The following is a 22,667-nucleotide window of genomic DNA, read 5'->3' on the forward strand; positions in this document are numbered from 1 at the left end:
CCATGTCACGCGGTCCGTGCCCGGGCGTCCCCTCCATGGACGTGTGTGGTTTTCCACAGCCCGTTTTACTGAACGGTAACTTAGACTCCCGCCATGGACGAGAAGGGTCTCCCGGGCCGGTTGCCGGAGCGCGACCGCCCGTGGGTGATGCGTACCTACGCCGGGCACAGCTCGGCCGCCGCGACCAACGCCCTCTTCCGCCGCAACCTGGCCAAGGGGCAGACCGGCCTCTCGGTCGCCTTCGACCTGCCCACCCAGACCGGGTACGACCCGGACCACGAGCTCGCGGCCGGCGAGGTGGGCCGGGTCGGCGTGCCGGTCGCCCACCTCGGCGACATGCGGGCGCTCTTCGACGGCATCCCGCTCGCGGAGATGAACACGTCGATGACCATCAACGCGCCCGCCATGTGGCTGCTCGCCCTCTACGCCACGGTCGGCGCCGAGCAGGGCGCGGAGCCGGCCCGGTTCGCGGGCACCACGCAGAACGACATCATCAAGGAGTACCTGTCCCGGGGGACGTACATCTTCCCGCCCGCGGCCTCACTGCGGCTCACCGCCGACGTCATCGCCTACACGCTGCGGGAGATGCCCCGCTGGAACCCGGTGAACATCTGCTCGTACCACCTGCAGGAGGCCGGTGCGACGCCGGTGCAGGAGGTCGGTTTCGCGCTGGCCACCGCCGTCGCGGTGCTGGACGCCGTCCGTGACTGCGGGCAGGTGCCGGCCGAGCGGATGGGCGAGGTGGTGCAGCGGGTCTCGTTCTTCGTCAACGCCGGCGTGCGCTTCGTCGAGGAGATCGCGAAGATGCGTGCCTTCGGCGCGCTCTGGGACGAGATCACCCGCGAGCGGTACGGCGTGACCGACCCGAAGCAGCGCCGGTTCCGCTACGGCGTGCAGGTCAACTCGCTGGGTCTCACCGAGGCGCAACCGGAGAACAACATCCAGCGGATCGTGCTGGAGATGCTCGGCGTCACGCTCTCCCGGGACGCCCGGGCGCGCGCCGTGCAGCTGCCCGCCTGGAACGAGGCGCTCGGCCTGCCCCGCCCGTGGGACCAGCAGTGGTCGCTGCGGATGCAGCAGGTGCTCGCGTACGAGTCGGACCTGCTCGAGTACCCGGACCTCTTCGCCGGCTCGCACGTGATGACCGCGCTGGTCGAGGAGATCGTCACCGGGGCGCGGGTCGAGCTGGAGAAGGTGCTGGAGATGGGCGGCGTGGTCGCCGCGGTGGAGACCGGCTACCTGAAGAGCGCCCTGGTCAGCTCCCTCGCGCAGCGCCGGCGCCGGATGGAGTCCGGTGCCGACGTCGTGGTCGGGGTCAACCGCTTCACCGAGACCGAGCCGTCGCCACTCACCGCGGCTGGCGCCGAGGCGATCGAGCAGGTCGACCCGGCCGTGGAGACCGAGGCGGCCACCGCCGTACGCCGGTGGCGGGCCGACCGGGACGCGGCGGCCGTGGACGCGGCGCTGGCCCGGCTCCGCGCGGACGCGGCGACCACGGCGAACCTGATGCCGGCGACCCTGGAATGCGTGCGGGCCGGGGTCACCACCGGCGAGTGGGCGGGCGCGCTGCGCCAGGTCTTCGGCGAGTACCGGGCGCCTACCGGGCTGGCCGGCGGTGCCGGCGCCGGTGCGGACGGGCGGCTCGCCGCGGTCCGGGAGCGCGTCGCCGCGACCGCGCGCGAGCTGGGCAGCGGCCGGCTGCGGCTGCTGGTCGGCAAGCCCGGCCTGGACGGGCACTCCAACGGCGCCGAGCAGATCGCCGTACGCGCCCGCGACGCCGGCTTCGAAGTCGTCTACCAGGGCATCCGGCTGACCGCCGGGCAGATCGTCGCGGCCGCCGTGGAGGAGGACGTGGACCTCGTCGGGCTCTCCGTCCTCTCCGGCTCACACCTCGCGGCCGTGCCGGCCGTGCTGGACGGCCTGCGCGCGGCCGGGCGGGACGACCTGCCGGTGGTGGTCGGCGGGATCATCCCGGCGGGAGACGCCGAGCGGCTGCGGGCCGCCGGAGTGGCCCGGGTCTTCACGCCGAGGGACTTTGCGCTCACCGACATCATCGACGAGCTGGTCACGGTCGTGCGGGAGGCGAACGGCCTGCCCTGACCTCAGCGCTCGTCGTAGGTTATGCAGTCGGCCATGTCGTTGTCCGGGCCGACCCGGATGGCCGGTGCGCGGCACTCCAACTGCTCGTTGTGCCGGCAGTCGGCCCGCTGGCAGGCGCCAACCTGGGCGATCATGTCGGCCACGCCGGCGCGCAGCGGCAACTCGACGAAGGTGTGGCAGTGCGCGTGGTCGGGGCTGCCGATCGTGATGGCGTACGCGTGGCAGTCGCCCGTGTGGTTGTAGGCGCAGGCCGCGACCACACACTCCTCGACGCGGGGCATCTCCATGGCTGCGGTCATGCCGACCTCCTCTGGAGCCGTTACCCGATTTTAGGCTTTTGGGCAGCTTGTTTGGGCGGGAACCGACCGTTCGCGGCCGCTCCGGCGGTCGCAGAACAGGTCTGTTGAAGTCGCTCGCGGCCCAAGATCCGCGCAACTATCGGGAAGTTGTGGCCTCACCACCCGCCCGAGGCCACACCATCCCGGAAGTAGCGCGATCTTGTGGTCTGCGGCGTGTGTCCGGTTCGGGATCGGGCAGCCGATACCCGGGTGGCCCGGTCTGGGCGGTTCGGGGTGTGACCGGCGGCATGCGGGGGGTGGAATCGGTGGCGGGGTGGGGGCGTTGAACACCCCTGACGATCGAGGTAGCAGCCCCCAACGGCCGGCCAGCGAGGTCGGCGCAACGGGTTGACGGGCTCCGGAATGATGCCGGGCCCCCGGTCGTTGCACACCAACCCCGGCGCGGTCCCGGGCCATCGAGCCTGACGGCCGGACCACCCCGGGAATGACGGCCGGCCCCCGGTCGTTGCACACCATCCCGGCGCGGTGACCCCCCCTTCCCCGCCGAACCCCGGGCAGACGCGAACACTCCCCGATTCGCGCACCCAACACCCCGAGTCTTTGAGCGCCTGATGAGGTGCCGCATCCGTCACGCCACCCCCTCTTGTGGTGTGTGGGTGCCTGACCCCCAAGGAGCTTTCCCATGAACACGATCATGCGTAAGAGCGTCCTCGGTATCGCTGGTCTCGCCTTCGCCGGTGGCATCGTCGGCGGCCCGGTCGCCGCCCACGCCGCCACCCCCACCCCCGAGGTGAAGCCCGTCGCGGTGGTGCAGGCCGACAAGCCGGGCGTGGACACCAGCAAGCTGATCCCCCACGGCACCCAGGGCGCGCAGTCGCACATCGACCTGGACGACGAGCAGATCGCGAACGTCAAGGCGATCATCGCGGCGACGAAGAAGTCCGGCCTGGACGAGCGGGCCGCGGTCATCTCCATCGCCACCAGCCTGCAGGAGTCGAAGCTGGAGAACCTCGGCCACCTCGGTGACCGCAACGACCACGACTCGCTGGGCCTGTTCCAGCAGCGCCCGTCCTCGGGTTGGGGCACGCCGGAGCAGATCACCGATCCGGAGTACTCCACGATGGCGTTCCTGAAGGGCCTCAAGCAGGTCGACGGATGGCAGGACATGCCGCTGACCGACGCCGCGCAGACGGTGCAGGTGTCGGCGTACCCGGACGCCTACGCCCAGTGGGAGCAGCAGGCCGCCGACCTCGTCGCCCAGTACTGGAACAGCTGACAACCCGCACAACCACAACCGCAACCGCAACCGCAGAAGCACTGACACTGCTGGCCGGCACCCGAACCCGGGTGCCGGCCAGCGGCGCATCCGGCGTCCCATGCCGAGCCCCCGGGGTCACACGGCCGGCGCCGAACCCGGCAGCCGTCACCGGCGGCCGGCTGACCCGCAAGCCCACCGCCCGGCCGCCGGCGTCGGACGCGAAGCCGTCGCCGGGCCGGGTCAGACGCGGAAGCCCGCCGCCCGGGCCGCCGCGCGTTCGCGGCGGCGGTCGGCGCGACGGCGCCGGAACCAGAACACGAAGGCGACCAGCCCCACCAGGAACACCAGCACGAGCACGGGAAGCAGGAGCGCCGCCACCGACACGAGCACGCTGGTCGCGTCCTCTGCGGTGCTGGCCACCGGTGCGCCGACGCCGGCGGTGGTCGCGTTGATGACCGGACGCGCCGCGGACTTCAGCAGGTGGACGCCGAGCGCGATGAGCACGCCGGTCACCACCGGGACCCACTCGTGGGACGAGAAGAAGCTGCCCGGGTCGCTGACCGTGACCGTCTCGGCCGTCGAGCCCGCGCCGAACGCCAGACCGCCCGCGGTCGGCCGGACGACCGTCTGCACCACGTCGTTGACGTGGTCGAGCACCGGCACCTTGTCGGCCACCACCTCGACGGCGAGCAGCGCCGCCAGGATCACGATGACCCAACCGTTGCCCAGCCAGGTCCAGCCGCTGGGGAGGTCGACCAGGTCGGTGTACCGGGCCAGCAGACCCATGGTGAGCAGAGGGATGTAGGCGTTCAGCCCCGCCGAGGCGGCGAGGCCGGTGCCGGTGAGGAGTTCGAACACCGTCTCAGCATCCCACCGGCGCGCCAGAGCCGCTCGGCGGCGATCGCCGCTGTCTCCGCTACCCTCGTCGGGTGCGGTTGGTGATTGCGAAGTGCTCGGTGGACTACGTCGGACGGCTCTCGGCCCACCTGCCGCCGGCCACCCGGCTGCTCATGGTGAAGGCGGACGGCTCGGTCTCCATCCACGCCGACGACCGGGCGTACAAGCCGCTGAACTGGATGAGCCCGCCCTGCCGTCTGGAGGAGGCTCCGGGCGTGTGGCGGGTCGTCAACAAGGCCGGCGAGGAGCTGCGGATCACCCTGGAGGAGATCTTCCAGGACACCTCGTACGACCTGGGTGTCGACCCCGGCCTGCGCAAGGACGGCGTGGAGGCGCACCTCCAGGAGCTGCTGGCCGCGAACCCGGAGACCCTCGGTGAGGGGTTCACCCTCGTCCGGCGTGAGTACATGACCGCCATCGGGCCGGTGGACCTGCTCTGCCGGGACGCCGACTCCCGGGCGGTCGCCGTCGAGGTGAAGCGGCGCGGTGAGATCGACGGCGTGGAGCAGCTCACCCGCTACCTCGAACTGATGAACCGCGACCCACTGCTGGCCCCGGTCACCGGCGTCTTCGCCGCCCAGGAGATCAAGCCGCAGGCCCGGGTGCTCGCCACCGACCGGGGCATCCGCTGCGTGGTGGTCGACTACGACAAGCTGCGCGGCATCGAGCGCGACGAGCTGACGCTCTTCTAGACCCCACCGGCTCTAGACCCCACCGGCCGCTGAGCGTCGGTCACCGCGCGCCGGCCGCCGAGAGCTGAGCACTCAGCGGCCGTACATCATCTTGATGACCTTCACGAGCCGGGCCACGTCGGCCGGGGTGCGTTCGAAGGTCATCGACGGCAGCAGCGAACGGGCGCGGCGTCGGGTGATCGCCTTGGCCCGGCCGAACTCACGCAGCCCGTCCTCCCCGTGGATCCGCCCGAAGCCGGAGTCGCCGACGCCGCCGAAGGGCAGTGTGGACATGCCGGCGAAGGTCAGCGTGGAGTTGACCGACGCCATGCCGGAGCGCAGCCGGCGGGCGATGGCCACCGCGCGGCGACGGCCGAAGACCGAGCCGCCCAGACCGTACGGGAGGGCGTTCGCCCGCGCGACCGCCTCGTCGGCGTCTCGGACCCGGTTGATGGTCAGCGTCGGCCCGAACGTCTCCTCCCGCACGGCGGCCGAGTCCTCGGGGACGTCCACCAGCACGGTCGGGCGCACGTACGGCGGCTGCACCGCGTCCGTGCCGCCCAGCACGGCCCGGCCGCCCCGGGCGAGGGCGTCGTCGATGTGCCGGCGGATGACGTCCAGCTGGGCGGGCATGGTGATCGGGCCGATGTCCGCACCGTCGGGCCCGACGGTCAGCCGCCCGGCGCGGGCCACCACCTTCTCGACGAAGGCGTCGAAGACCGGCTCGACCGCGTAGACCCGCTCGATGCCGATGCACGTCTGCCCGGCGTTGGTCAGCGCGCCCCAGACGCACGCCTCGGCGGCCGCGTCCAGGTCGGCGTCACCGTCGACGATCATCGCGTCCTTGCCGCCCGCCTCCACGAGCACCGGGGTCAGGGTCTCTGCGCAGGCGGCCATCACCTTCCGCGCGGTGGCCGTCGAGCCGGTGAAGGCCAGCTTGCCCACGCCCGAGCGGCAGAGGGCGGCGCCCACGTCGCCGAGCCCGTGCACCGCGGTGAGGACGGGCTGCTCCGGAACCACCTCGGCGAAGGTGTCCGCCAGCCACTGCCCGACGGCGGGCGTGTACTCGCTCGGCTTGAAGACCACCGCGTTGCCGGCGGCCAGCGCGTACGCCATGGAGCCGATGGGGGTGAAGACCGGATAGTTCCAGGGGCCGATCACGCCGATCACGCCGTACGGCTGGTACTCCAGGTGACCGGAGAACTCGGCGAGGATCAGCCGGGACCGGACCTTGCGCGGGCCGAGCACCCGGCGGGCGTTGCGGGCGGCCCAGTCGATGTGTTCCACAGCCGTCACGATCTCGACGACCGCGTCCGCGACCGGCTTGCCGCCCTCCCGGTGCACCAGGTCGGCGAGCTGCTCGATCCGCTGGGCGAGCAGCGCGCGCCAGCGCAGCAGCCGTACCCGCCGGCCGTCGAAGCCCAGCCCGGCCCACCACCCCCCCGCGTCGCGCGCCCGTTCGACCGCCGCCGCCACCTCCGCGGCGGTGGCGACCGGGAACCGCCCGGCCTCGGCGCCGTCGGCCGGGCTGGTGGAGATCAGCAGGCCGTCTTCGATGACCGGGGCGCCGGGGACATGCACAGCCGTCATGGCGGAAGTCTAGACCTGAGCATTACTCGCCGGTAGGCCGTCGCCGCCCCCGGCGCCGGCGCCGCGCTCCGCAGGTCCGGGTCGAGCCGGGGCCCACCGCCACCGCCGGGGCCACCCGGCCCGCTCACCATGGCGGCGACTTCCGGCGCGTCCCCACTCGCCGCGGCGGCTCCGGCGGCACGATGGACACCGGGCCGCCCCGATGCCCGATACGGGGAACGGAAGGTGTACACCCGGAGGCGCAGACGTGTACGGGCGGCGGTGGAGCGCGACTACCGTCTGATGGCACGCTGACGCGGGGAGTGACGGTGTGGGGTGGAGGGCTGACTGTCCATGGAGGAACTTCCAGAACTGCTGCCGTTGTTGACGGTCGCCGCTGGGCCGATGCGGGGGGCGAGTTTCCGGCTGCGTCACGAACCTCAGATGATCGGCCGGGCCCCCACGGCCGACGTCGTCGTGCCGGATCCGCACCTGAGTAGGCGACACGCCGAGATCTGGCTGACGACCGAGGGTGCCTGCCTGCGTGACGTCGGCTCGACCAACGGCACCTGGCTCAACGACCGTCGCATCGCCGGCGTGGAGCAGCTCACCGACGGCGACGTGATCCGGCTCGGCCGCACCGAGTTGCGCTTCTTCGACCCGGGCGTCGCGCGCACCGACCCGGTCGGTATCCGCTTCGGCCCGGCCCGGCGGGACCACCGGCCGACGCTGCCGCTGCCGGTGGCGACGCCGCCGGCCCTGCTCTGAGACGGTCGGCGCACCACGGCGACGGCGAAGCCGCCGGCCCCGCCGCACGGCGGTCGGCCACACCGCCCGGCGGGCCCGAATGGCGTCGGGCCACATGGACCGGCGCCCGGCGGGGTGGCAGCATGCCGCGGATGGAGAGCGAGCAGCGCGTCGTCACGGCCAACGGCATCACCCAGGCGGTACGGGTGGCCGGGCCGCCGGACGGCGTGCCCGTGCTCCTCGTGCACGGCAACTGCTCCTCGTCCGCGTTCTGGGAGCCGCTGATCCGCCGCCTGCCGCACACGCTCCGGGTCGTCGCGCCCGACCTGCGCGGCTACGGCGACACGCAGACAGCGCCGGTGAACGCCGTCCGCGGGCTGCGCGACTTCGCCGACGACGTGGCCGCCCTGCTGGACGAGCCGGGCCTCTTCGAGGCCGCGGACGCCCGCCCGGTGGTGGTCGGCCACTCGCTCGGCGGGGGAGTGGCGATGAGTCTGCTGGTCGACCATCCCGACCGGGTCGGCGGGCTGCTGCTCGCCGCCCCCGTCTCCCCGTACGGCTTCGGCGGCACCCGCGACCTGGCCGGCACCCCGACGACCCCGGACTTCGCGGGCACCGGCGCGGGCACCGCCAACCCGGACTTCGTGGCCCGGCTCGCGGCGAAGGACCGGGGCGACGAGGCGGCGACCAGCCCGCGCAACGTGCTGCGAGCCACCTACGTGGCCGACCCGGCCTCGCTCGGGGCGGACGAGGAGCTGCTGCTGGACAGCATCCTCTCCACAGCGACCGGTGCGGACAACTACCCGGGCACGTCGGTCCCGTCCGCCAACTGGCCGGGCATCTCGCCCGGCGACCGGGGCGTGCTCAACGCGCTCGCCCCCACCCACTTCCGGCTCGCCGACGAGCTGGTCGCCGTCGCGGCGAAGCCGCCCGTCACCTGGGTACGCGGCGACTCCGACGTGATCGTCTCGGACACGTCCCTCTTCGACCTCGCGTACCTCGGCTCGCTCGGCGCCGTTCCCGGGTGGCCGGGAGAGGTGGCGTGCCCGCCGCAGCCGATGGTGGGCCAGACGCGGGCGGTGCTGGAGCGGTACGCCGCGGCCGGTGGTGCCTACCGCGAGGTGGTGCTCCCCGGGTGTGGACACAGCCCGCACCTGGAGCGCCCGTCCGAGTTCGTCGCCGAGCTGCTGGCCCTGACCGCCGTCCCGGCCGCCTGAGCGACCGCGTCCCATCCCCGGCGCCGGGGCCACCGCGTAGTCCCGGCCCTCCGCACGCGCGCCATGCGGCGAGGCGACGGGAACCGCTCGCGCGACGGCGAGGCGTGGGTGAAATATGCCACGGCGTCTCGACAACGGAGCGTCGCGTGGCAGACTCGCGCGCATAACCTTAGCGGCCGTTCATGCGGCCGTGCGGAGCGTACTGGGGAGGCCGGTCATGGCGCGCGAGTTCAGCAGCGTGGGCGTTGTCGGGCTGGGCACCATGGGTGCCGGCATCGTCGAGGTCTTCGCGCGCAACGGCATCAACGTGGTGGCCGTCGAGATCTCCGAGGCGGCGCTGGAGCGCGGCCGGGTCACCCTCACCCGCTCCACCGACCGGGCGGTCGCCAAGGGCAAGCTCGACCCCACCGACCGGGACGCGCTGCTCGGCCGCGTCACCTTCGCCGTCGGCCTCGACGCGCTGCACTCGGTCGACCTGGTCATCGAGGCGGTCCCCGAGCACCTCGACCTGAAGCAGCGGATCTTCGCCGAGCTGGACCGCGTCTGCAAGCCCGAGGCGATCCTCGCCACCAACACCTCGTCGCTGAGCGTTACCGAGATCTCCGTGGCCACCACCCGCCCCAACCAGGTCATCGGCATCCACTTCTTCAACCCGGCGCCCGTCATGAAGCTGGTCGAGGTGGTCCGGACGGTGGTCACCTCGGCCGACGTCGTCGCCGACGTCGAGGCCCTCTGCGCCCGGCTCGGCAAGGTCGACGTCACCATCAACGACCGCGCCGGGTTCATCGCCAACGCGCTGCTCTTCGGCTACCTGAACCACGCCGTGGCGATGTTCGAGTCGCACTACGCCAGCCGCGAGGACATCGACGCCGCCATGAAGCTCGGCTGCGGCCTGCCGATGGGCCCGCTCGCACTCATGGACCTGATCGGCCTGGACACCGCGTACGAGATCCTGGACACCATGTACCGGCGCGGCGGGCGGGACCGCCGGCACGCCCCGGTGCCGCTGATCAAGCAGATGGTCACCGCGGGTCTGCTCGGCCGCAAGTCCGGCCGGGGCTTCTACACCTACGAGCGGCCGGGTTCCCCGGTCGTCGTACCCGACGAGGCGACGCCGGTCGCCGACGGCGCGGCGCTCGCCGACGGCGCGCGAGCCATCACGAAGGTCGGCGTGGTCGGCTCCGGCACCATGGCCACGGGGATCATCGAGGTCTTCGCGAAGGCCGGCTACGAGGTGGTCTCCGTGACCCGGGGGGCCGAGAAGTCCGCCACGGTCTGCGAGGCGGTGAAGACCTCCCTCAACAAGGGCGTGGTGCGCGGCAAGCTCAGCGAGCAGGACCGGGACGCCACGCTCGGCCGGGTCACCTGGTCGGCCTCGCTCGACCACCTCGCCGACGTCGACCTGGTGGTCGAGGCCGTGGTCGAGGAGCTGAGCGTCAAGAAGGCCCTCTTCGCGAGCCTGGACGAGATCTGCAAGCCGGGCGTCGTGCTCGCCACGACCACCTCGTCGCTGCCGGTGATCGAGGTGGCGATGGCCACCCAGCGGCCGGCCGACGTGGTCGGGCTGCACTTCTTCAACCCGGCCCCGATCATGCAGCTCGTCGAGGTCGTGCGCACCATCCGCACCTCGCCGGAGACCGTCGCCACCGCCCGCGCGGTCTGCGCCGCGCTCGGCAAGACCGCAGTGGTGTGCGGCGACCGCTCCGGGTTCATCGTGAACGCGCTGCTCTTCCCGTACCTGAACGACGCGGTGAAGATGCTGGAGGCGAGCTACTCGACGGCGGACGACATCGACCACGCCATGAAGCTCGGCTGCGGCTACCCGATGGGCCCGTTCGAGCTGCTCGACGTGGTCGGGCTGGACGTGTCGCTGGCCATCCAGCGGGAGCTCTACCTGGAGCTGCGCGAGCCCGGCTTCGCGCCCGCGCCGCTGCTGGAGCACCTGGTCACGGCGGGCTACCTGGGCCGCAAGACGGGCCGCGGCTTCCGCGACCACACCCATCGCTGACCGGGTCAACGGGCGGCGCCGCTGAGCGCGTCTGAAGGGTGTGACCTTCGAGGAGTACGTCGGCAGCCGTGGCCCGGCGCTCATGCGCCTCGCCCGCCTGCTCGCCGACGACCTCACCCGGCCGGAGCGCTGGACCTGATCGACCCGGGGCGCGAGGTGTGCCGCCGGACGGCCGTACGCTTGACGACGTGAGTCCCCGTCGCAACCGTCCCCGCCGGGACGAGGCCGCGCACCTGGACACCGACCGGGCGCGGCAGGGCGTCGCCTCCGTGCAGCAGTGGCGTGACGGCGAGTGGCAGGTGCGCGGCATCAGCGGCGGCGCCTCGGTGAAGACGTACCGCTGCCCCGGCTGTGACCAGGAGATCCCTCCGGGCGTGGCACACGTGGTGGCCTGGCCGGCGGACGGCCGGGGTGACCTGAGTGACCGCCGGCACTGGCACAGCGGCTGCTGGCGGGCGCGGGACCGGCGGGGCCCGGTGGTCCAGCGCGGCCGTAGCGCCCCCCGCTACGGCTGAGCGATCTGGATCACGCTGTTTCCTCCCCGGGCGGGCGGGTCGGGCCGCTTCGCGACAGACTTGACCGGTGAGCACAGCGATCCGCGCGTCGTCCATCCTTCCCGGCCACCGGGAGGACATCGAGCTGCACACCGCCGACGGGCTCCGCCTCGTCGGTGAGCTGGCCCGCCCGGTCGACCGGGAGCCGGTCGCGACCCTGGTATGCCTGCACCCGCTGCCGACGCACGGCGGGATGATGGACAGCCACGTGTTCCGCAAGGCCGCCTGGCGCCTGCCCGCCCTGGCCGACGTCGCGGTGCTGCGGTTCAACACCCGGGGCACGAGCAGCGTCCGCGGCACCAGCGAGGGCGCCTTCGACAACGCGGTGGGCGAGCGCTACGACGTGGCCGCCGCGATCGAGTACGCCGAGTTCGCCGAGCTGCCGAACATCTGGCTGGTGGGTTGGTCGTTCGGCACCGACCTGGCCCTGAAGTACGGCTGCGACCCGGCCGTCTCCGGCGCGATCCTGCTGTCTCCGCCGCTGCGCTACTCGGCGCCCGAGGATCTGGCGAACTGGGCGCGCTCCGGCCGGCCGCTGGTGGCGCTGGTCCCCGAGTTCGACGACTACCTGCGGCCCGACGAGGCGCGCAAGCGCTTCGCGGCGGTGCCGCAGGCCGAGGTGATCGGGGTGCCGGGGGCGAAGCACCTCTGGGTCGGTGACGCCGAGCGGGTGCTCGACGAGGTGGTCCGCCGGGTCAACCCGGCCGCGACCGTGCCGCTGCCCACGACCTGGGACGGCCCGATGGAGACCGGCGACGTCAGCGCGTACGCCGACCGGACGGTGGCGTCGTTCGCCGACCGGCCCGTGCCGGGCCCGCCGCAGTCGCACGCCGGCTGAGCGCCGTCAGCGCGACTGCTGCCGGGGCTGCACCACCTCGCGCAGGATGAGCTGGATGGCGGCGACCGTCGGGATGGCGATGAGCGCGCCCACCACGCCGATCAGCCCGACCCCGAGCAGCGCGGCGAGCAGGGCGGCCACCTCGTTCACGTGCACCGAGCGGCGCATCACCTTCGGGTAGATGAGGTAGTTCTCCACCTGCTGGTAGACCAGGAAGAAGACCACGCAGGCGATACCCGCGGTGAGGTCGGTGGCGAAGCCGACGAGGCTCACGATCACGGCGCCCAGCGTCGCCCCGATCTGCGGGATCAGGTCGGTCACGGCGACGACCACGGCGAGCGCCATGGGGTACGCCAACCCGACGATCAGGGCGAAGATGAACGTGCTGAAGCCGGCCAGCACCGCGATGCACAGCGCGCCCACCATGTACGCCCCGACCCGGGTCAGGATCTCGTCGCCGATCAGCTGCACGCGCTCCCGGCGGGACGCGGGCACCAGGGAGTACCCGAGCGTCCGCAGCCGGTTGAAGTACGCCAGGAAGTAGATCGTCAGCACCAGCACGGTCAGCGCCTTGAAGATCGTGCCGAAGACCAGCTGGGCACCGCCGAGCACACCGCCGAGCGCCCGGCCCACGGTGTCCGCGTTGACGGCGCTCTGCACCCGCTGCATCAGGTCGTACCGCTCGATCAGCTCGTTGACCGTCTCGCTGCGCCGCAGCTGCTCGATGTAGGTCGGCAGCTGGTCCACGAACTGGCCCGACTGGGTGATGATCGGCGGCACCAGCGCGAACACCCCACCGCAGAGCAGCAGCAGCACGGCCAACGCGACCAGCGCCACGGACAGGCCGTGCGGCAGCCCCCAGCGCCGCAGCCGGGCCACCGCCGGGTGCAGGCCGATCGCGAGGAAGAGCGCGATCATCACCAGGACCAGGATGCCGGCGGCGTTGCGCAGCCCCAGATAGAACGTGTACGCCAGCAGCACGCCGAGGCCGCCGGTGAAACCCACCAGGAAGCTGTTGCGCCGCAGGGGCCGCCCCGGCGGGCCGAACCGCCCCGAGCCGGTGGCCGTCGGCGGGTCGGCGGGATCATCCGGCGACGACGGGCTCGCCTCCTTGGGGCGGGGCGGCTCCACACCCACCGGATCGGGGGTGCGCCGGCGCCCCGGGCTCCGCTCCCTCGCGGCCCCCGTGGAGTCGGTCCCGTCCCGGCCCGGCCCGTCGGCCGTCGGCCCGTCCTGCGTCACCAGTCCTCCGGTCAGGTCCGGCGGCTGCGCCGCCTCGTCCGCACGACCGGCGCGCTCCGGCCGCTGTCGCCGACGACCACGTGGCAGCCGTGACGGCATGCCCGGAGACTACTGGCCGCCCGCGTCCCGTATCACGCCGTCCGTGCCGGTGCCGCGGGGTGGCCGCCGTCCCGCCCGCTCGTCGGGCCGCCGTGCGGCCGGCGGGGCAGGAGGCCGGGCGTCACTCCTTCTCGATCGAGACGGTGTTGGGCTTGGCGGCCCGCTCGTCGGTGGTCGGCTTACTGGGCCGCTTCCCGTTCTCACCCGTACTGGTGATCTTCGTGGGGGTGGCTCCCCGGCCACCCGACCCGGGCACCGCGGCGACCGTCGGCTCGCCGTCCACGGCCGCGCCGGCGGCACCGTCGTCGACCGTGGTGACCGGCTCGGCCGCCGGCCGGCTCTTCGGCTGCGCGGCCCCCTCCGGCTCGCCCTCGCCGGGCGCCGACTCCGGCTTCGCGCCGCTCGCGCCGGCCGGCCCCGGCTTCGTGCCGGCCGGTTCCTTCGCACCGGTCGCGCCCGCGGGCTGGGGCTTCGTGCCGACCGGCTCGGGCGTCTTGGCGGCCCCCTGGTCGCGGGCGCCCGCCGGCTGCGCCGTCGCGGTGACCGGCTGGGCACCCGCGGGCCGCTCCTTCGCGCCGCCCGGTTCGCCCTTCGTGCCCGGCCGGGACGGATCCGCCGGCTTCGCCGTCGGGCTGGCGCCGGTGTTCCGACCGGCGTCGACGGGCCGCGCCGCCACGGCCGGTCCAGCGGCCGACGCGGGGGCGACCGTACCGGCCGGCGGGGGCGAGGTGGGCCCGTCGGAGCCCGTCGGCGCGGTGGCGATCTGCACCCGAAGCTCGGCCAGCTGTCGCTGGAGCTCGTCCGACTCCTGTCGGGACCGCCAGGTCTCCTGGCGCAGGTCGGCGAGCTGCTGCTGGGCCTGGGCGATCTCCAGCATCACCTGGGCGAGCTGCTGCCGGCCCGCCGCGACCTCCTGCTGCGTCGCCGCGAGGTGCTGCTGGGTGGTGGCCAGCGCCTGCTGGGTCGTGGCCGCGTACTCCTCGAACTGCCGCCGCGACGCCGAGACGTGCTCATCTGCCGCGCGGCGCTTCTCGGTGGCCTCGGTCTCGGCGCGTCGCAGCAGTTCCGTGGCCTGCTCCTCGGCCTGCTGGCGCAGGGTGGCCGCGTCCCGCTCGGCGGCCTGCCGGATGCGGTCGGCGCCCTGCTCGATCTCGTTCTTGCGAGCCGTGTACTCGGCCTCCAGCTGATCGCGCCGGGCGGTGAACTCGGCCTCCAGCTCCTGCTGCCGGCGGGTGAAGCCGGTCTCCAGTTCCTGCTGCCGGGACCTGTGCCGCGTCTCCAGCTCCTGCTGGCGTGCCTTGTGCTGCTTGTCCAGCTCGTCGCGGCGCTTGGCGAACTCCTGCTCGGCGGAGGCCCGGCGCTGGGCGAGCTCGCGGTCGGCGGCTTCCCGGCGGGAGTTCACCTCCTTCTCCACACCCGCCCGCCAGGCGCCCAGCTCCTGCTGGGTCTGCGCGCGGGTCTGCTGCACGTACGCCTCGGTCTCGCCGCGCATCCGCTGCACGTACGCCTCGGTCTCGGCGCGGCTGCGCTTGGCCGCCTCGGCGGCCTGTGTGGTCAGGCGCTCCGCCTCCTGCTGGGCCTTGGCGCGGGTCGCGCGCCCGGCCATCGAGGCGTCGTCGATAATCTGCTTGGCCTCCCGCTGGGCCTTCGCGTGGGTGGCCCGTCCGGCCTCGGTCGCCTGGTCGACGAGGCGCTTGGCCTCCTGCTGGGCCTTGGCGTGCACCTCCTTGGCGGCGTCCCGCAGCTCGGTGGCCTCCTGCTGGGCCTTGGCCAGCGTCTCCCGCGCCGCCTCGCGCAGCTTGGTGGACTCCTGCTGGGCGCGAGCGTGGATCTCCTTCGCCGTCTCCCGCAGCTGGGCCGACTCCTGCTGCGCCTTGGCCAGCTCGTCCTGCGCGTTGCGCCGCAGCTTCGTGGCCTCCTCCTTGGCGGCGCGCAGCGCGGCCTCCGACTCGGCCTTCCGCGCGGCGGCCTGACGCTCCTCCTCCGCCCGCCGGGCGGCCAGCGCGATCTCGAAGTCCTTCAGCGCCTTCTCGGCCTGCTCGCGGGCGTCGTCGACGATGTGCTGGGCCGCCGCCCGGCGTGACTCGATCTCCTCGTTGGCGGCGCGGAGGATCTCCTCCGCCTGCTCCTCCGCGAGGCCGAGGATCTGCTCGACGCGGGGGCCGAGGTGCCGGAACGAGGCCCGGTCCACCACGCCGACCTGCTTACGCACCTGGGCGAGGTCCCGCTGGAGCACCTCCACCTGGCCGGCGAGCTTGTGGATCTGTGTGTAGGCCTGCTCCCGCTCGGCCGTCAGGGTCGCGATCTCGTGCTCCGCACGCGCGACGTACCGGTCGACCTGCTTCTTCTCGTACCCCCGCAGAGCGGACTCGAAGCTTGGCTCCGTGGCCACGTCCCCGCCGAGAGCGAACAGTTCCTCGCCGTGCGACATGCCCTCATCCTCACACGCAACCGGCCCTCCTGGGGCGATACGGACGCCCCTCTTGGACCTACTTCACTCGGGTCGTACCGGTGGATAACAGCGGGTGGCGGAACGCATGCGGCGCGGGGCGCCACCGGTCACCCGGTGCCGCCCCGCGCCGCGTCATGCCCCGACCTGGCGGTGCGTCAGCTGGCCGACTCCGCGGCCACCTTGTCGCCGCCGGCCTTGTCGCCCTCCGGCTTGGCGGTCGCGCCGGCGGCCTGCGAGTTGGGCACACCCGGCACGATGCCGGCGAGCCCGGAGAGCATCTGGCCGAGCTGCGCGGTGACCGCGTCCTTCTGCCGGGTGAGGTCCTCGACCTCGCGGCGGGCCGCCTGCGTGGTCAGCTCCGCCTCCGTCCGCGCCTCGCTGAGCAGGCGCTGCGACTCGGCCCGCGCCTCGTTGAGCGTCTTCTCGGCGAGTGCCTTGGCCTTGTCGACCGTCTCGGCGGCGGTGCGCTCGGACTCGACCCGGCGCGCCTCCGCGCGCTGCTCGATCTCCTTGGCCCGCTCCTGGGCGGCCCGGGCCCGCTGCTCGGCCTCGCTGACCAGCTTCTGGGTCTGCGCCACCTGGGCGGCGTGCCGCTCGGACTCCTCGCGCTCGGCCTTCTCGCGACGCTCGGCGAGCTGGAGCTCGAGGGCCTGCAGGTCCTTGTCGCGCTTGTCCCGCGCGTCGGTGAGCAGCTTGGTCGCCTCGGCGCGCTTCTCCTCGGCCTCCCGTGCGGCCTTCGCCCGCTGTTGGGTGATCTCCCGCTCGGCGGTGGCGCGGAGGGTCGCCACCTCCCGCTCGACGGTGGACTTCAGCTCGGCCACCTCGTGCGCGGTCACCGTGCGCAGCTGCTTGGTCTCGCGCTCCGCGTCGGCGCGCAGCGTGTCGGCCTCGCGGCGGGCCTGCACCCGGACCTCGGCGGCCTCCCGCTCGGCGGCGGTGCGGACGTTGCCGGCCTCGCGCTCGGCGGTGGCCTTCATCGCGGCGGCCTCGGCGCGGGCCTTGTCGGTGATCTCACGCGCCTCGAGGCGGGCGGCGGAGAGGATGCCCTCCGACTCGCGCTTGGCCTCGTTGCGGTGGTCGTTGGCCTGCTCCTCCGCCAGCCGCAGGATCTGCTCGACGCGGGTGCCCAGGCCGGAGAGGGTCGGCCGGCTGTTCTCCTCGAGCTGCTTGTTGGTCTCCGTGAGCTTCTGCTCCAGCGCGGCCATGCGCTGCTCGGCCTGGCGGAGCCGGCGCTGGGCGTCGTTCATCCGCTGCTCGGCCTCGGCGCGAGCCTGCTCCGACTGGGTCAGCGCCGCGGTCATCCGACCGATGAAGTCGTCGACCTGGTGGGTGTTGTATCCGCGCAGGCCAACCGTGAAATCTGGCTGGGAGTTCGCGTTATCGAAGAACGCGAGAGGGGAGGATTGCTGCTGGGGCATTGGGACATACTGGCAGACGCCCCAGGGTGCTCCGCAAGAGCGGTACGAACCTTTCGAGTCCTCTTTACATGGTCAACTCTCGGCCGTCACGGGACCACGGCGGGCCGACGATCTTGGCAGCTCCGGGTGGGTCCGGTGACGCGGGGTGGAACGGGGAAAAGCGCTCGCCACTGTCGCGGCGGAGCCCTTTGTCCGATGCCCGCGCCGCACGCGAATGAGTCGCCGGACGACGGTGGGAAAGGCACGCGTCCCCGCAATGGCGGACGCGTCATCCCCCGGACGGGTCGTCCCGCTCCGGCCGCAGGGACGGGCGGCCGGAGCGGGACGCGACACCGGCGCGGTCAGTGACCGCGGAACCGGTTGATGGCGTCCTCGTGCCGGGCGCGCAGCTCCGGGTCGCGGACGCCCAGCCCGTCGTGCGGCGCGAGGCAGCGGACGCCGACCTTGCCCTGGTGGGCGTTGCGGTGCACCTCGTACGCGGCCTGGCCGGTCTGCTCCATCGGGTAGGTCTTCGAGACCGTCGGGTGCACCCGGCCCAGGGCCACCAGGCGGTTGGCCTGCCAGGCCTCCTGGTAGTTGGCGAAGTGGCTGCCGATGATCCGCTTGAGGTGCATCCACAGGTAGCGGTTGTCGTACTGGTGCTGGTAGCCGCTGGTCGACGCGCAGGTGACGACGGTCCCGCCCCGCTTGGCCACGTAGACGCTGGCGCCGAAGGTCTCCCGGCCCGGGTGCTCGAACACGATGTCCGGGTCCTCGCCCCCGGTCAGCTCGCGGATCCGCTCGCCGAAGCGGCGCCACTCGTCCGGGTCCTGGGTCTGCTCGTCACGCCAGAACCGGAAACCCTCGGCCGCGCGGTCGATGACCAGCTCGGCGCCCATCCGCCGGCACAGCTCCGCCTTCTCCGGCGACGAGACCACGCAGACCGGGATCGCGCCGCCGTTGAGGGCCATCTGCGTGGCGTAGCTGCCCAGGCCGCCGGACGCGCCCCAGATCAGCACCACGTCGCCCTGCTTCATGTTGGCGCCGTGGTGCGAGACCAGCTGCCGGTAGGCGGTCGAGTTGACCAGCCCCGGGCTGGCGGCCTCCTCCCAGCTGAGGTGCCGCGGCTTCGGCATCAGCTGGTTGGCCTTGACCACGGCGAGTTCGGCGAGCCCGCCAAAGTTCGTCTCGAAGCCCCAGATCCGCTGCTGCGGGTCGAGCATGGTGTCGTCGTGCCCGGCGGCGTCCTCCAGCTCCACCGAGAGGCAGTGCGCCACCACCTCGTCGCCCGGCCGCCACCGCGTCACCCCGGGGCCGGTGCGCAGCACCACCCCGGCGGCGTCCGAGCCCACCACGTGGTACGGCAGGTCGTGCCGGCGCGCCAGGTCGGAGATCCGCCCGTAGCGCCGGAGGAACGTGAAGGTGGACAGCGGCTCGAAGATGCTCGTCCAGACGGTGTTGTAGTTGATGGCGCTGGCCATCACGGCGACGAGCGCCTCGCCGGGGGCCAGCTCCGGCGTCGGCACCTCCTGGACGTGCAGCGCCTTGCGCGGATCCTTGTCCCGGGTGGCCATCCCGTCGAACATCCGGGTCTCGTCCGCTCGCACCACCACGCCCCGGTAGCTCTCCGGCACCGGCAGCCCGGCGATCCCGGCGAGTTCCCGTTCCGGCCGGCTGGAGCCCTCCGCCGCCATGATCGCCTCGAGGATGTCCTGCACGGTGACCTCCCGTTCGTCCGCACCCCGCGTGCGCGGGACTGGGTGCTGCCATCGTCGGCACCGGGGCGAGCGGCCACCATGTCGTCGTCCGACACATCGCGAGCGGTCGCGCTCCGGTTGGGGGCGGACGTTACTGAACGGTAGCTAGGCCGGGAAGTCCTGTGTGAACAATTGCATCGGCCGATGCGTGAAGGTGTCCGGGGCGCGGCCGAACCGCGCACCACCGGGCGCGGGAGGCTCCCGCGCGGGTCGCTTCCGGCAGGTGGATCACGAGGTCCGCGGCGCCCCGCGGACCTCGTGACCGACGCGCCCGCCGGGCGGCTGCTCAGTGCGCGGCCGGCTCGACCAGCTCCACCAGCACGCCGCCGGCGTCCTTCGGGTGCACGAAGTTGATCCGGGAGTTCGCGGTGCCGCGCCGCGGCGTGTCGTACAGCAGGCGCATTCCGCGCTCGCGCAGCGCCGCGCAGGCCGCGTCGATGTCCACGACGGTGTACGCGACCTGCTGCACGCCCGGACCGTTGCGGTCGAGGAACTTCGCGATGGTGGACTCGGGGGTGAGCGGGGCGAGCAGTTGCACGCAACCCCCCTCGGTGCCCGGGCCGACGGCCAGCATCGCCTCGCGTACGCCCTGCTCGGTGTTGGTCTCGGTGTGCACGCAGCGCATCCCGAACGTCCGCTGGTAGAAGTCGATCGCGGCGTCCAGGTCGGCCACGGCGATCCCGACGTGGTCGATTCGGCGCAGCCCGATGTCTGTGACGTAGTCCGCAGCGGGCTCGACGGGGGAGTTCTCTGCCATGGCGCTAGTCTGGCCGAACAATCGTTAAGGCGTACAGGTCGGCACCCCCCTCGGAGGCAGGTATGGCTTCGGTGATCGTCAGCGGCGCGCGGACCCCGATGGGGCGCCTGCTGGGCAACCTCAAGGACCTCCCGGCCACGAAGCTCGGCGGGATCGCGATCAAGGCGGCCCTGGAGCGGAGCGGCGTCAGCCCCGACCAGGTGCAGTACGTGATCATGGGGCAGGTGCTCCAGGCGGGCGCGGGCCAGATCCCGGCGCGGCAGGCGGCCGTGGAGGCGGGCATCCCGATGTCCGTGCCGGCGCTGACCATCAACAAGGTGTGCCTCTCCGGCCTCGACGCCATCGCCCTGGCCGACCAGCTCATCCGGGCCGGCGAGTTCGACATCGTCGTCGCCGGCGGCATGGAGTCGATGACCAACGCCCCGCACCTGCTGATGGGCCAGCGGTCCGGCTACAAGTACGGCGACGTGGTGGTCAAGGACCACATGGCGCTCGACGGGCTCACCGACGCGTGGGACTGCTGCTCGATGGGGGAGTCCACCGAGCGGCTCGGCACCAGGCACGGCATCAGCCGGGAGGAGCAGGACGCCTTCGCCGCGGCGAGCCACCAGAAGGCCGCCGCCGCGCAGAAGAACGGCCACTTCGCCGACGAGATCACCCCGGTGGTCATCCCGCAGCGCAAGGGCGACCCGGTGGTGATCAGCGAGGACGAGGGGATCCGGCCGGACACCACGGTCGAGACGCTGGCGAAGCTGCGTCCGGCGTTCACCAAGGACGGCACCATCACCGCCGGCAGCTCCTCGCCGATCTCCGACGGCGCGGCCGCCGTCGTGGTGATGAGCAAGGCCAAGGCGAAGGAGCTGGGGCTGACCTGGATCGCGGAGGTGGGCGCGCACGGCAACGTCGCGGGCCCGGACAACTCCCTGCACTCCCAGCCGTCGAACGCCATCCAGCACGCGCTGCGCAAGGCCGGGCTGACCGTCGCCGACCTCGACCTCATCGAGATCAACGAGGCGTTCGCCCAGGTCGGGATCCAGTCCGTCCGGGACCTCGGCATCTCCCCGGCCAAGGTCAACGTGAACGGCGGGGCCATCGCGCTGGGCCACCCGATCGGCATGTCCGGTGCCCGGCTGGTGCTCACCCTCGCCCTGGAGCTGCGGCGGCGCGGTGGGGGCACGGGCGCGGCGGCCCTCTGCGGCGGCGGCGGGCAGGGCGACGCCCTGATCATCCACGTCCCGGCGCCGGGCGAGAACGGTCAGTGACCGGGGTTGTGTGAGCTGGCTCAGTGAGCGGAACGATCGAGAACGTCCCGGCGGCGGCCACCGGATCGGTGCGCCGCAGCCGGGACGTGCCCATGCTGGTCGCGCGGGCCCGCGCCGGTGACCACCGCGCGGTGGCCCGCCTCATCACCCTGGTCGAGAACGGCGACGAGCTGCTGCGCGACATCGCCGCGGCCCTCGCGCCGTACGCCGGCCAGGCCCAGGTGGTGGGGTTGACCGGCTCGCCCGGTGTGGGCAAGTCCACCACCACGAACGAGCTGGTCCGGGCGCTGCGGGCGCGCGGGCACCGGGTCGGCGTCCTGGCGGTCGACCCGTCCAGCCCGTTCACGGGCGGGGCGATCCTCGGCGACCGGGTCCGGATGCAGGACCACGCGACCGATCCGGGCGTCTACATCCGCTCGATGTCCAGCCGCGGTCACCTCGGCGGCCTGGCCGCCGCCACGCCGCAGGCGGTGCGGGTGCTGGAGGGCGCCGGCTGCGACGTGGTGCTGGTGGAGACGGTCGGCGTCGGGCAGGCCGAGGTCGAGGTCGCCTCGCTGGCCGACACCACGCTGGTGCTGCTCGCCCCCGGTATGGGCGACGCGATCCAGGCGGTTAAGGCCGGCATCCTGGAGATCGCCGACGTCTTCGTGGTCAACAAGGCCGACCGGGACGGCGCCGACGCCACCTACCGCGACATCCAGGGCATGATCGCCCTCGGCGAGCGCGGTCCGGGGCAGTGGCGGCCGCAGGTGGTGCGGGCGATCGCCGCGCGCGGCGAGGGCATCGACGACATCGCCGCCGGTATCGACAAGCACCGCGACTGGCTGGTCGAGCACGGTGAGCTGCGCCGCCGGCAGGAGGCGCGGGCCGCCGCCGAGATCGAGGCGATCGCGCTCGGCGTGCTCCGCGACCGGATCGGTTCGCTGCGCGACGGTACGGAGCTGCCGTCGCTCGCCGCGAAGGTGGCCGAGGGCGCGATCGACCCGTACGCGGCCGCCGACGAACTGTTGGCACAGCTCGGAGCCTGACCGGTCCACTGCGGACCGCCTTCTCTTAGTACGCTCGCACCGCCCCCGGGACCCCGGAGGGCGGTGCGACGTTTTGGGGAGATCATGACTGACGAGGCGACGCAGGAGCAGTCGGTGACGCCGGTCCCGGCGACCGCCGGCACGACGTCCATCGACGACGACGTGCTGGAGAAGATCGCGGTGGCCGCCGCCCGTGCGGTGCCCGGCGTGACCGACCTGGGCGGGGACGCGGCCCGGTTCTTCAACTCGGTGCTCGACCGGATCGGCCTCGACAACGTCGGCGACGCCACCCGGGGCGCCTCGGCGAAGGTGGTGAACGGCGGCGCCGTGATCGACCTGTTCATCGTGATCGAGGCCGGCCGGACGGTGCCGGAGGTGACCGAGGCGGTCCGGGCGAAGGTGACCGGGGCGGTCGAGGCGTACGGGCTGCGGGTCGACGCGGTCAACATCCGCGTGGACGACGTCGCGCTCGGGGAGCCGCCGGCGCCGCCGGCCTGACGGCGCCCGCCCGGAGG

General features: G+C 73.0%; 19 protein-coding genes. 11 read left to right on the forward strand and 8 right to left on the reverse strand.

The annotated features are described in order from the left end of the window. The first annotated feature begins 93 nt into the window (after positions 1–93). Positions 94–2,100 carry a protein meaA gene (locus SM573_RS11030; RefSeq protein ID WP_474613813.1) on the forward strand — a complete coding sequence of 669 codons (2,007 nt, stop codon included), beginning with the start codon at positions 94–96 and terminating at the stop codon, positions 2,098–2,100. Positions 2,101–2,102: 2 nt separating this feature from the next. Here the strand turns inward: SM573_RS11030 and SM573_RS11035 are convergent, their stop codons facing one another. Further along, positions 2,103–2,399: a DUF1540 domain-containing protein gene (locus SM573_RS11035; protein ID WP_474613814.1), complete on the reverse strand. Its 297-nt coding sequence runs from the start codon at positions 2,397–2,399 to the stop codon at positions 2,103–2,105. A 682-nt stretch (positions 2,400–3,081) separates the two neighbouring features. Between SM573_RS11035 and SM573_RS11040 the strand changes: the two genes are divergently transcribed. Continuing rightward, positions 3,082–3,675, forward strand: coding sequence for a hypothetical protein (locus SM573_RS11040; protein ID WP_474615999.1), 594 nt, complete (start codon positions 3,082–3,084; stop codon positions 3,673–3,675). Positions 3,676–3,897: 222 nt separating this feature from the next. Here SM573_RS11040 and SM573_RS11045 read toward each other — a convergent pair whose 3' ends face one another. Beyond that, entirely contained in the window at positions 3,898–4,515 is a 618-nt protein-coding gene (locus SM573_RS11045) for a DUF4126 domain-containing protein (RefSeq protein WP_474614358.1), read from the reverse strand. A gap of 71 nt (positions 4,516–4,586) precedes the next feature. On the opposite strand from SM573_RS11045, the gene nucS reads away from it, so the two are divergent. Next, on the forward strand, positions 4,587–5,246 hold the full coding sequence (nucS, locus tag SM573_RS11050; protein ID WP_474614357.1) for an endonuclease NucS: 660 nt from the start codon (positions 4,587–4,589) through the stop codon (positions 5,244–5,246). A 72-nt stretch (positions 5,247–5,318) separates the two neighbouring features. Here nucS and SM573_RS11055 read toward each other — a convergent pair whose 3' ends face one another. After that, positions 5,319–6,815, reverse strand: coding sequence for an aldehyde dehydrogenase family protein (locus SM573_RS11055; RefSeq protein WP_474614356.1), 1,497 nt, complete (start codon positions 6,813–6,815; stop codon positions 5,319–5,321). Positions 6,816–7,148: 333 nt separating this feature from the next. On the opposite strand from SM573_RS11055, the gene SM573_RS11060 reads away from it, so the two are divergent. The 5 genes from SM573_RS11060 to SM573_RS11080 all read left to right on the forward strand — a co-directional run bounded on the left by SM573_RS11060 (position 7,149) and on the right by SM573_RS11080 (position 12,158). Then, the gene (locus tag SM573_RS11060) at positions 7,149–7,562 is read left to right on the forward strand and encodes an FHA domain-containing protein (protein ID WP_474614355.1); all 414 of its coding nucleotides are present in this window, start codon (positions 7,149–7,151) and stop codon (positions 7,560–7,562) included. 122 nt (positions 7,563–7,684) lie between these two features. Next, positions 7,685–8,758: an alpha/beta fold hydrolase gene (locus SM573_RS11065; RefSeq protein WP_474614354.1), complete on the forward strand. Its 1,074-nt coding sequence runs from the start codon at positions 7,685–7,687 to the stop codon at positions 8,756–8,758. 217 nt (positions 8,759–8,975) lie between these two features. After that, positions 8,976–10,766, forward strand: coding sequence for a 3-hydroxyacyl-CoA dehydrogenase family protein (locus SM573_RS11070; RefSeq protein ID WP_474614353.1), 1,791 nt, complete (start codon positions 8,976–8,978; stop codon positions 10,764–10,766). Between the two features lie 188 nt (positions 10,767–10,954). Next, positions 10,955–11,281, forward strand: coding sequence for a hypothetical protein (locus SM573_RS11075; protein ID WP_474614350.1), 327 nt, complete (start codon positions 10,955–10,957; stop codon positions 11,279–11,281). Positions 11,282–11,348: 67 nt separating this feature from the next. Continuing rightward, positions 11,349–12,158, forward strand: coding sequence for an alpha/beta hydrolase (locus SM573_RS11080; protein ID WP_474614349.1), 810 nt, complete (start codon positions 11,349–11,351; stop codon positions 12,156–12,158). Between the two features lie 6 nt (positions 12,159–12,164). Here SM573_RS11080 and SM573_RS11085 read toward each other — a convergent pair whose 3' ends face one another. The 5 genes from SM573_RS11085 to mce form a co-directional block, all read right to left on the reverse strand. Further along, positions 12,165–13,499, reverse strand: a complete 1,335-nt coding sequence (locus tag SM573_RS11085; RefSeq protein WP_474614348.1) for an AI-2E family transporter — start codon at positions 13,497–13,499, stop codon at positions 12,165–12,167. Between the two features lie 121 nt (positions 13,500–13,620). Further along, positions 13,621–15,930, reverse strand: coding sequence for a coiled-coil domain-containing protein (locus tag SM573_RS11090; protein WP_474616000.1), 2,310 nt, complete (start codon positions 15,928–15,930; stop codon positions 13,621–13,623). 176 nt (positions 15,931–16,106) lie between these two features. Continuing rightward, on the reverse strand, positions 16,107–17,369 hold the full coding sequence (locus SM573_RS11095) for a coiled-coil domain-containing protein (protein WP_474614346.1): 1,263 nt from the start codon (positions 17,367–17,369) through the stop codon (positions 16,107–16,109). A 341-nt stretch (positions 17,370–17,710) separates the two neighbouring features. Further along, positions 17,711–19,066, reverse strand: coding sequence for a crotonyl-CoA carboxylase/reductase (ccrA, locus tag SM573_RS11100; protein WP_474616001.1), 1,356 nt, complete (start codon positions 19,064–19,066; stop codon positions 17,711–17,713). Between the two features lie 325 nt (positions 19,067–19,391). Continuing rightward, positions 19,392–19,862, reverse strand: coding sequence for a methylmalonyl-CoA epimerase (mce, locus tag SM573_RS11105; RefSeq protein WP_474614344.1), 471 nt, complete (start codon positions 19,860–19,862; stop codon positions 19,392–19,394). A 62-nt stretch (positions 19,863–19,924) separates the two neighbouring features. Between mce and SM573_RS11110 the strand changes: the two genes are divergently transcribed. The 3 genes from SM573_RS11110 (at position 19,925) to SM573_RS11120 (ending at position 22,650) form a co-directional block, all read left to right on the forward strand. Further along, the gene (locus SM573_RS11110) at positions 19,925–21,124 is read left to right on the forward strand and encodes an acetyl-CoA C-acetyltransferase (protein ID WP_474614343.1); all 1,200 of its coding nucleotides are present in this window, start codon (positions 19,925–19,927) and stop codon (positions 21,122–21,124) included. A gap of 92 nt (positions 21,125–21,216) precedes the next feature. After that, positions 21,217–22,152 (forward strand): methylmalonyl Co-A mutase-associated GTPase MeaB, encoded by a 936-nt coding sequence (gene meaB, locus SM573_RS11115; protein ID WP_474614371.1) that lies wholly within the window; start codon positions 21,217–21,219, stop codon positions 22,150–22,152. Positions 22,153–22,236: 84 nt separating this feature from the next. Next, a complete protein-coding gene (locus tag SM573_RS11120) occupies positions 22,237–22,650 on the forward strand; it encodes an Asp23/Gls24 family envelope stress response protein (protein WP_474616002.1) in 414 nt (137 codons plus the stop codon). Positions 22,651–22,667 lie beyond the last annotated feature (17 nt).

This window comes from Micromonospora xinjiangensis (assembly GCF_056150165.1).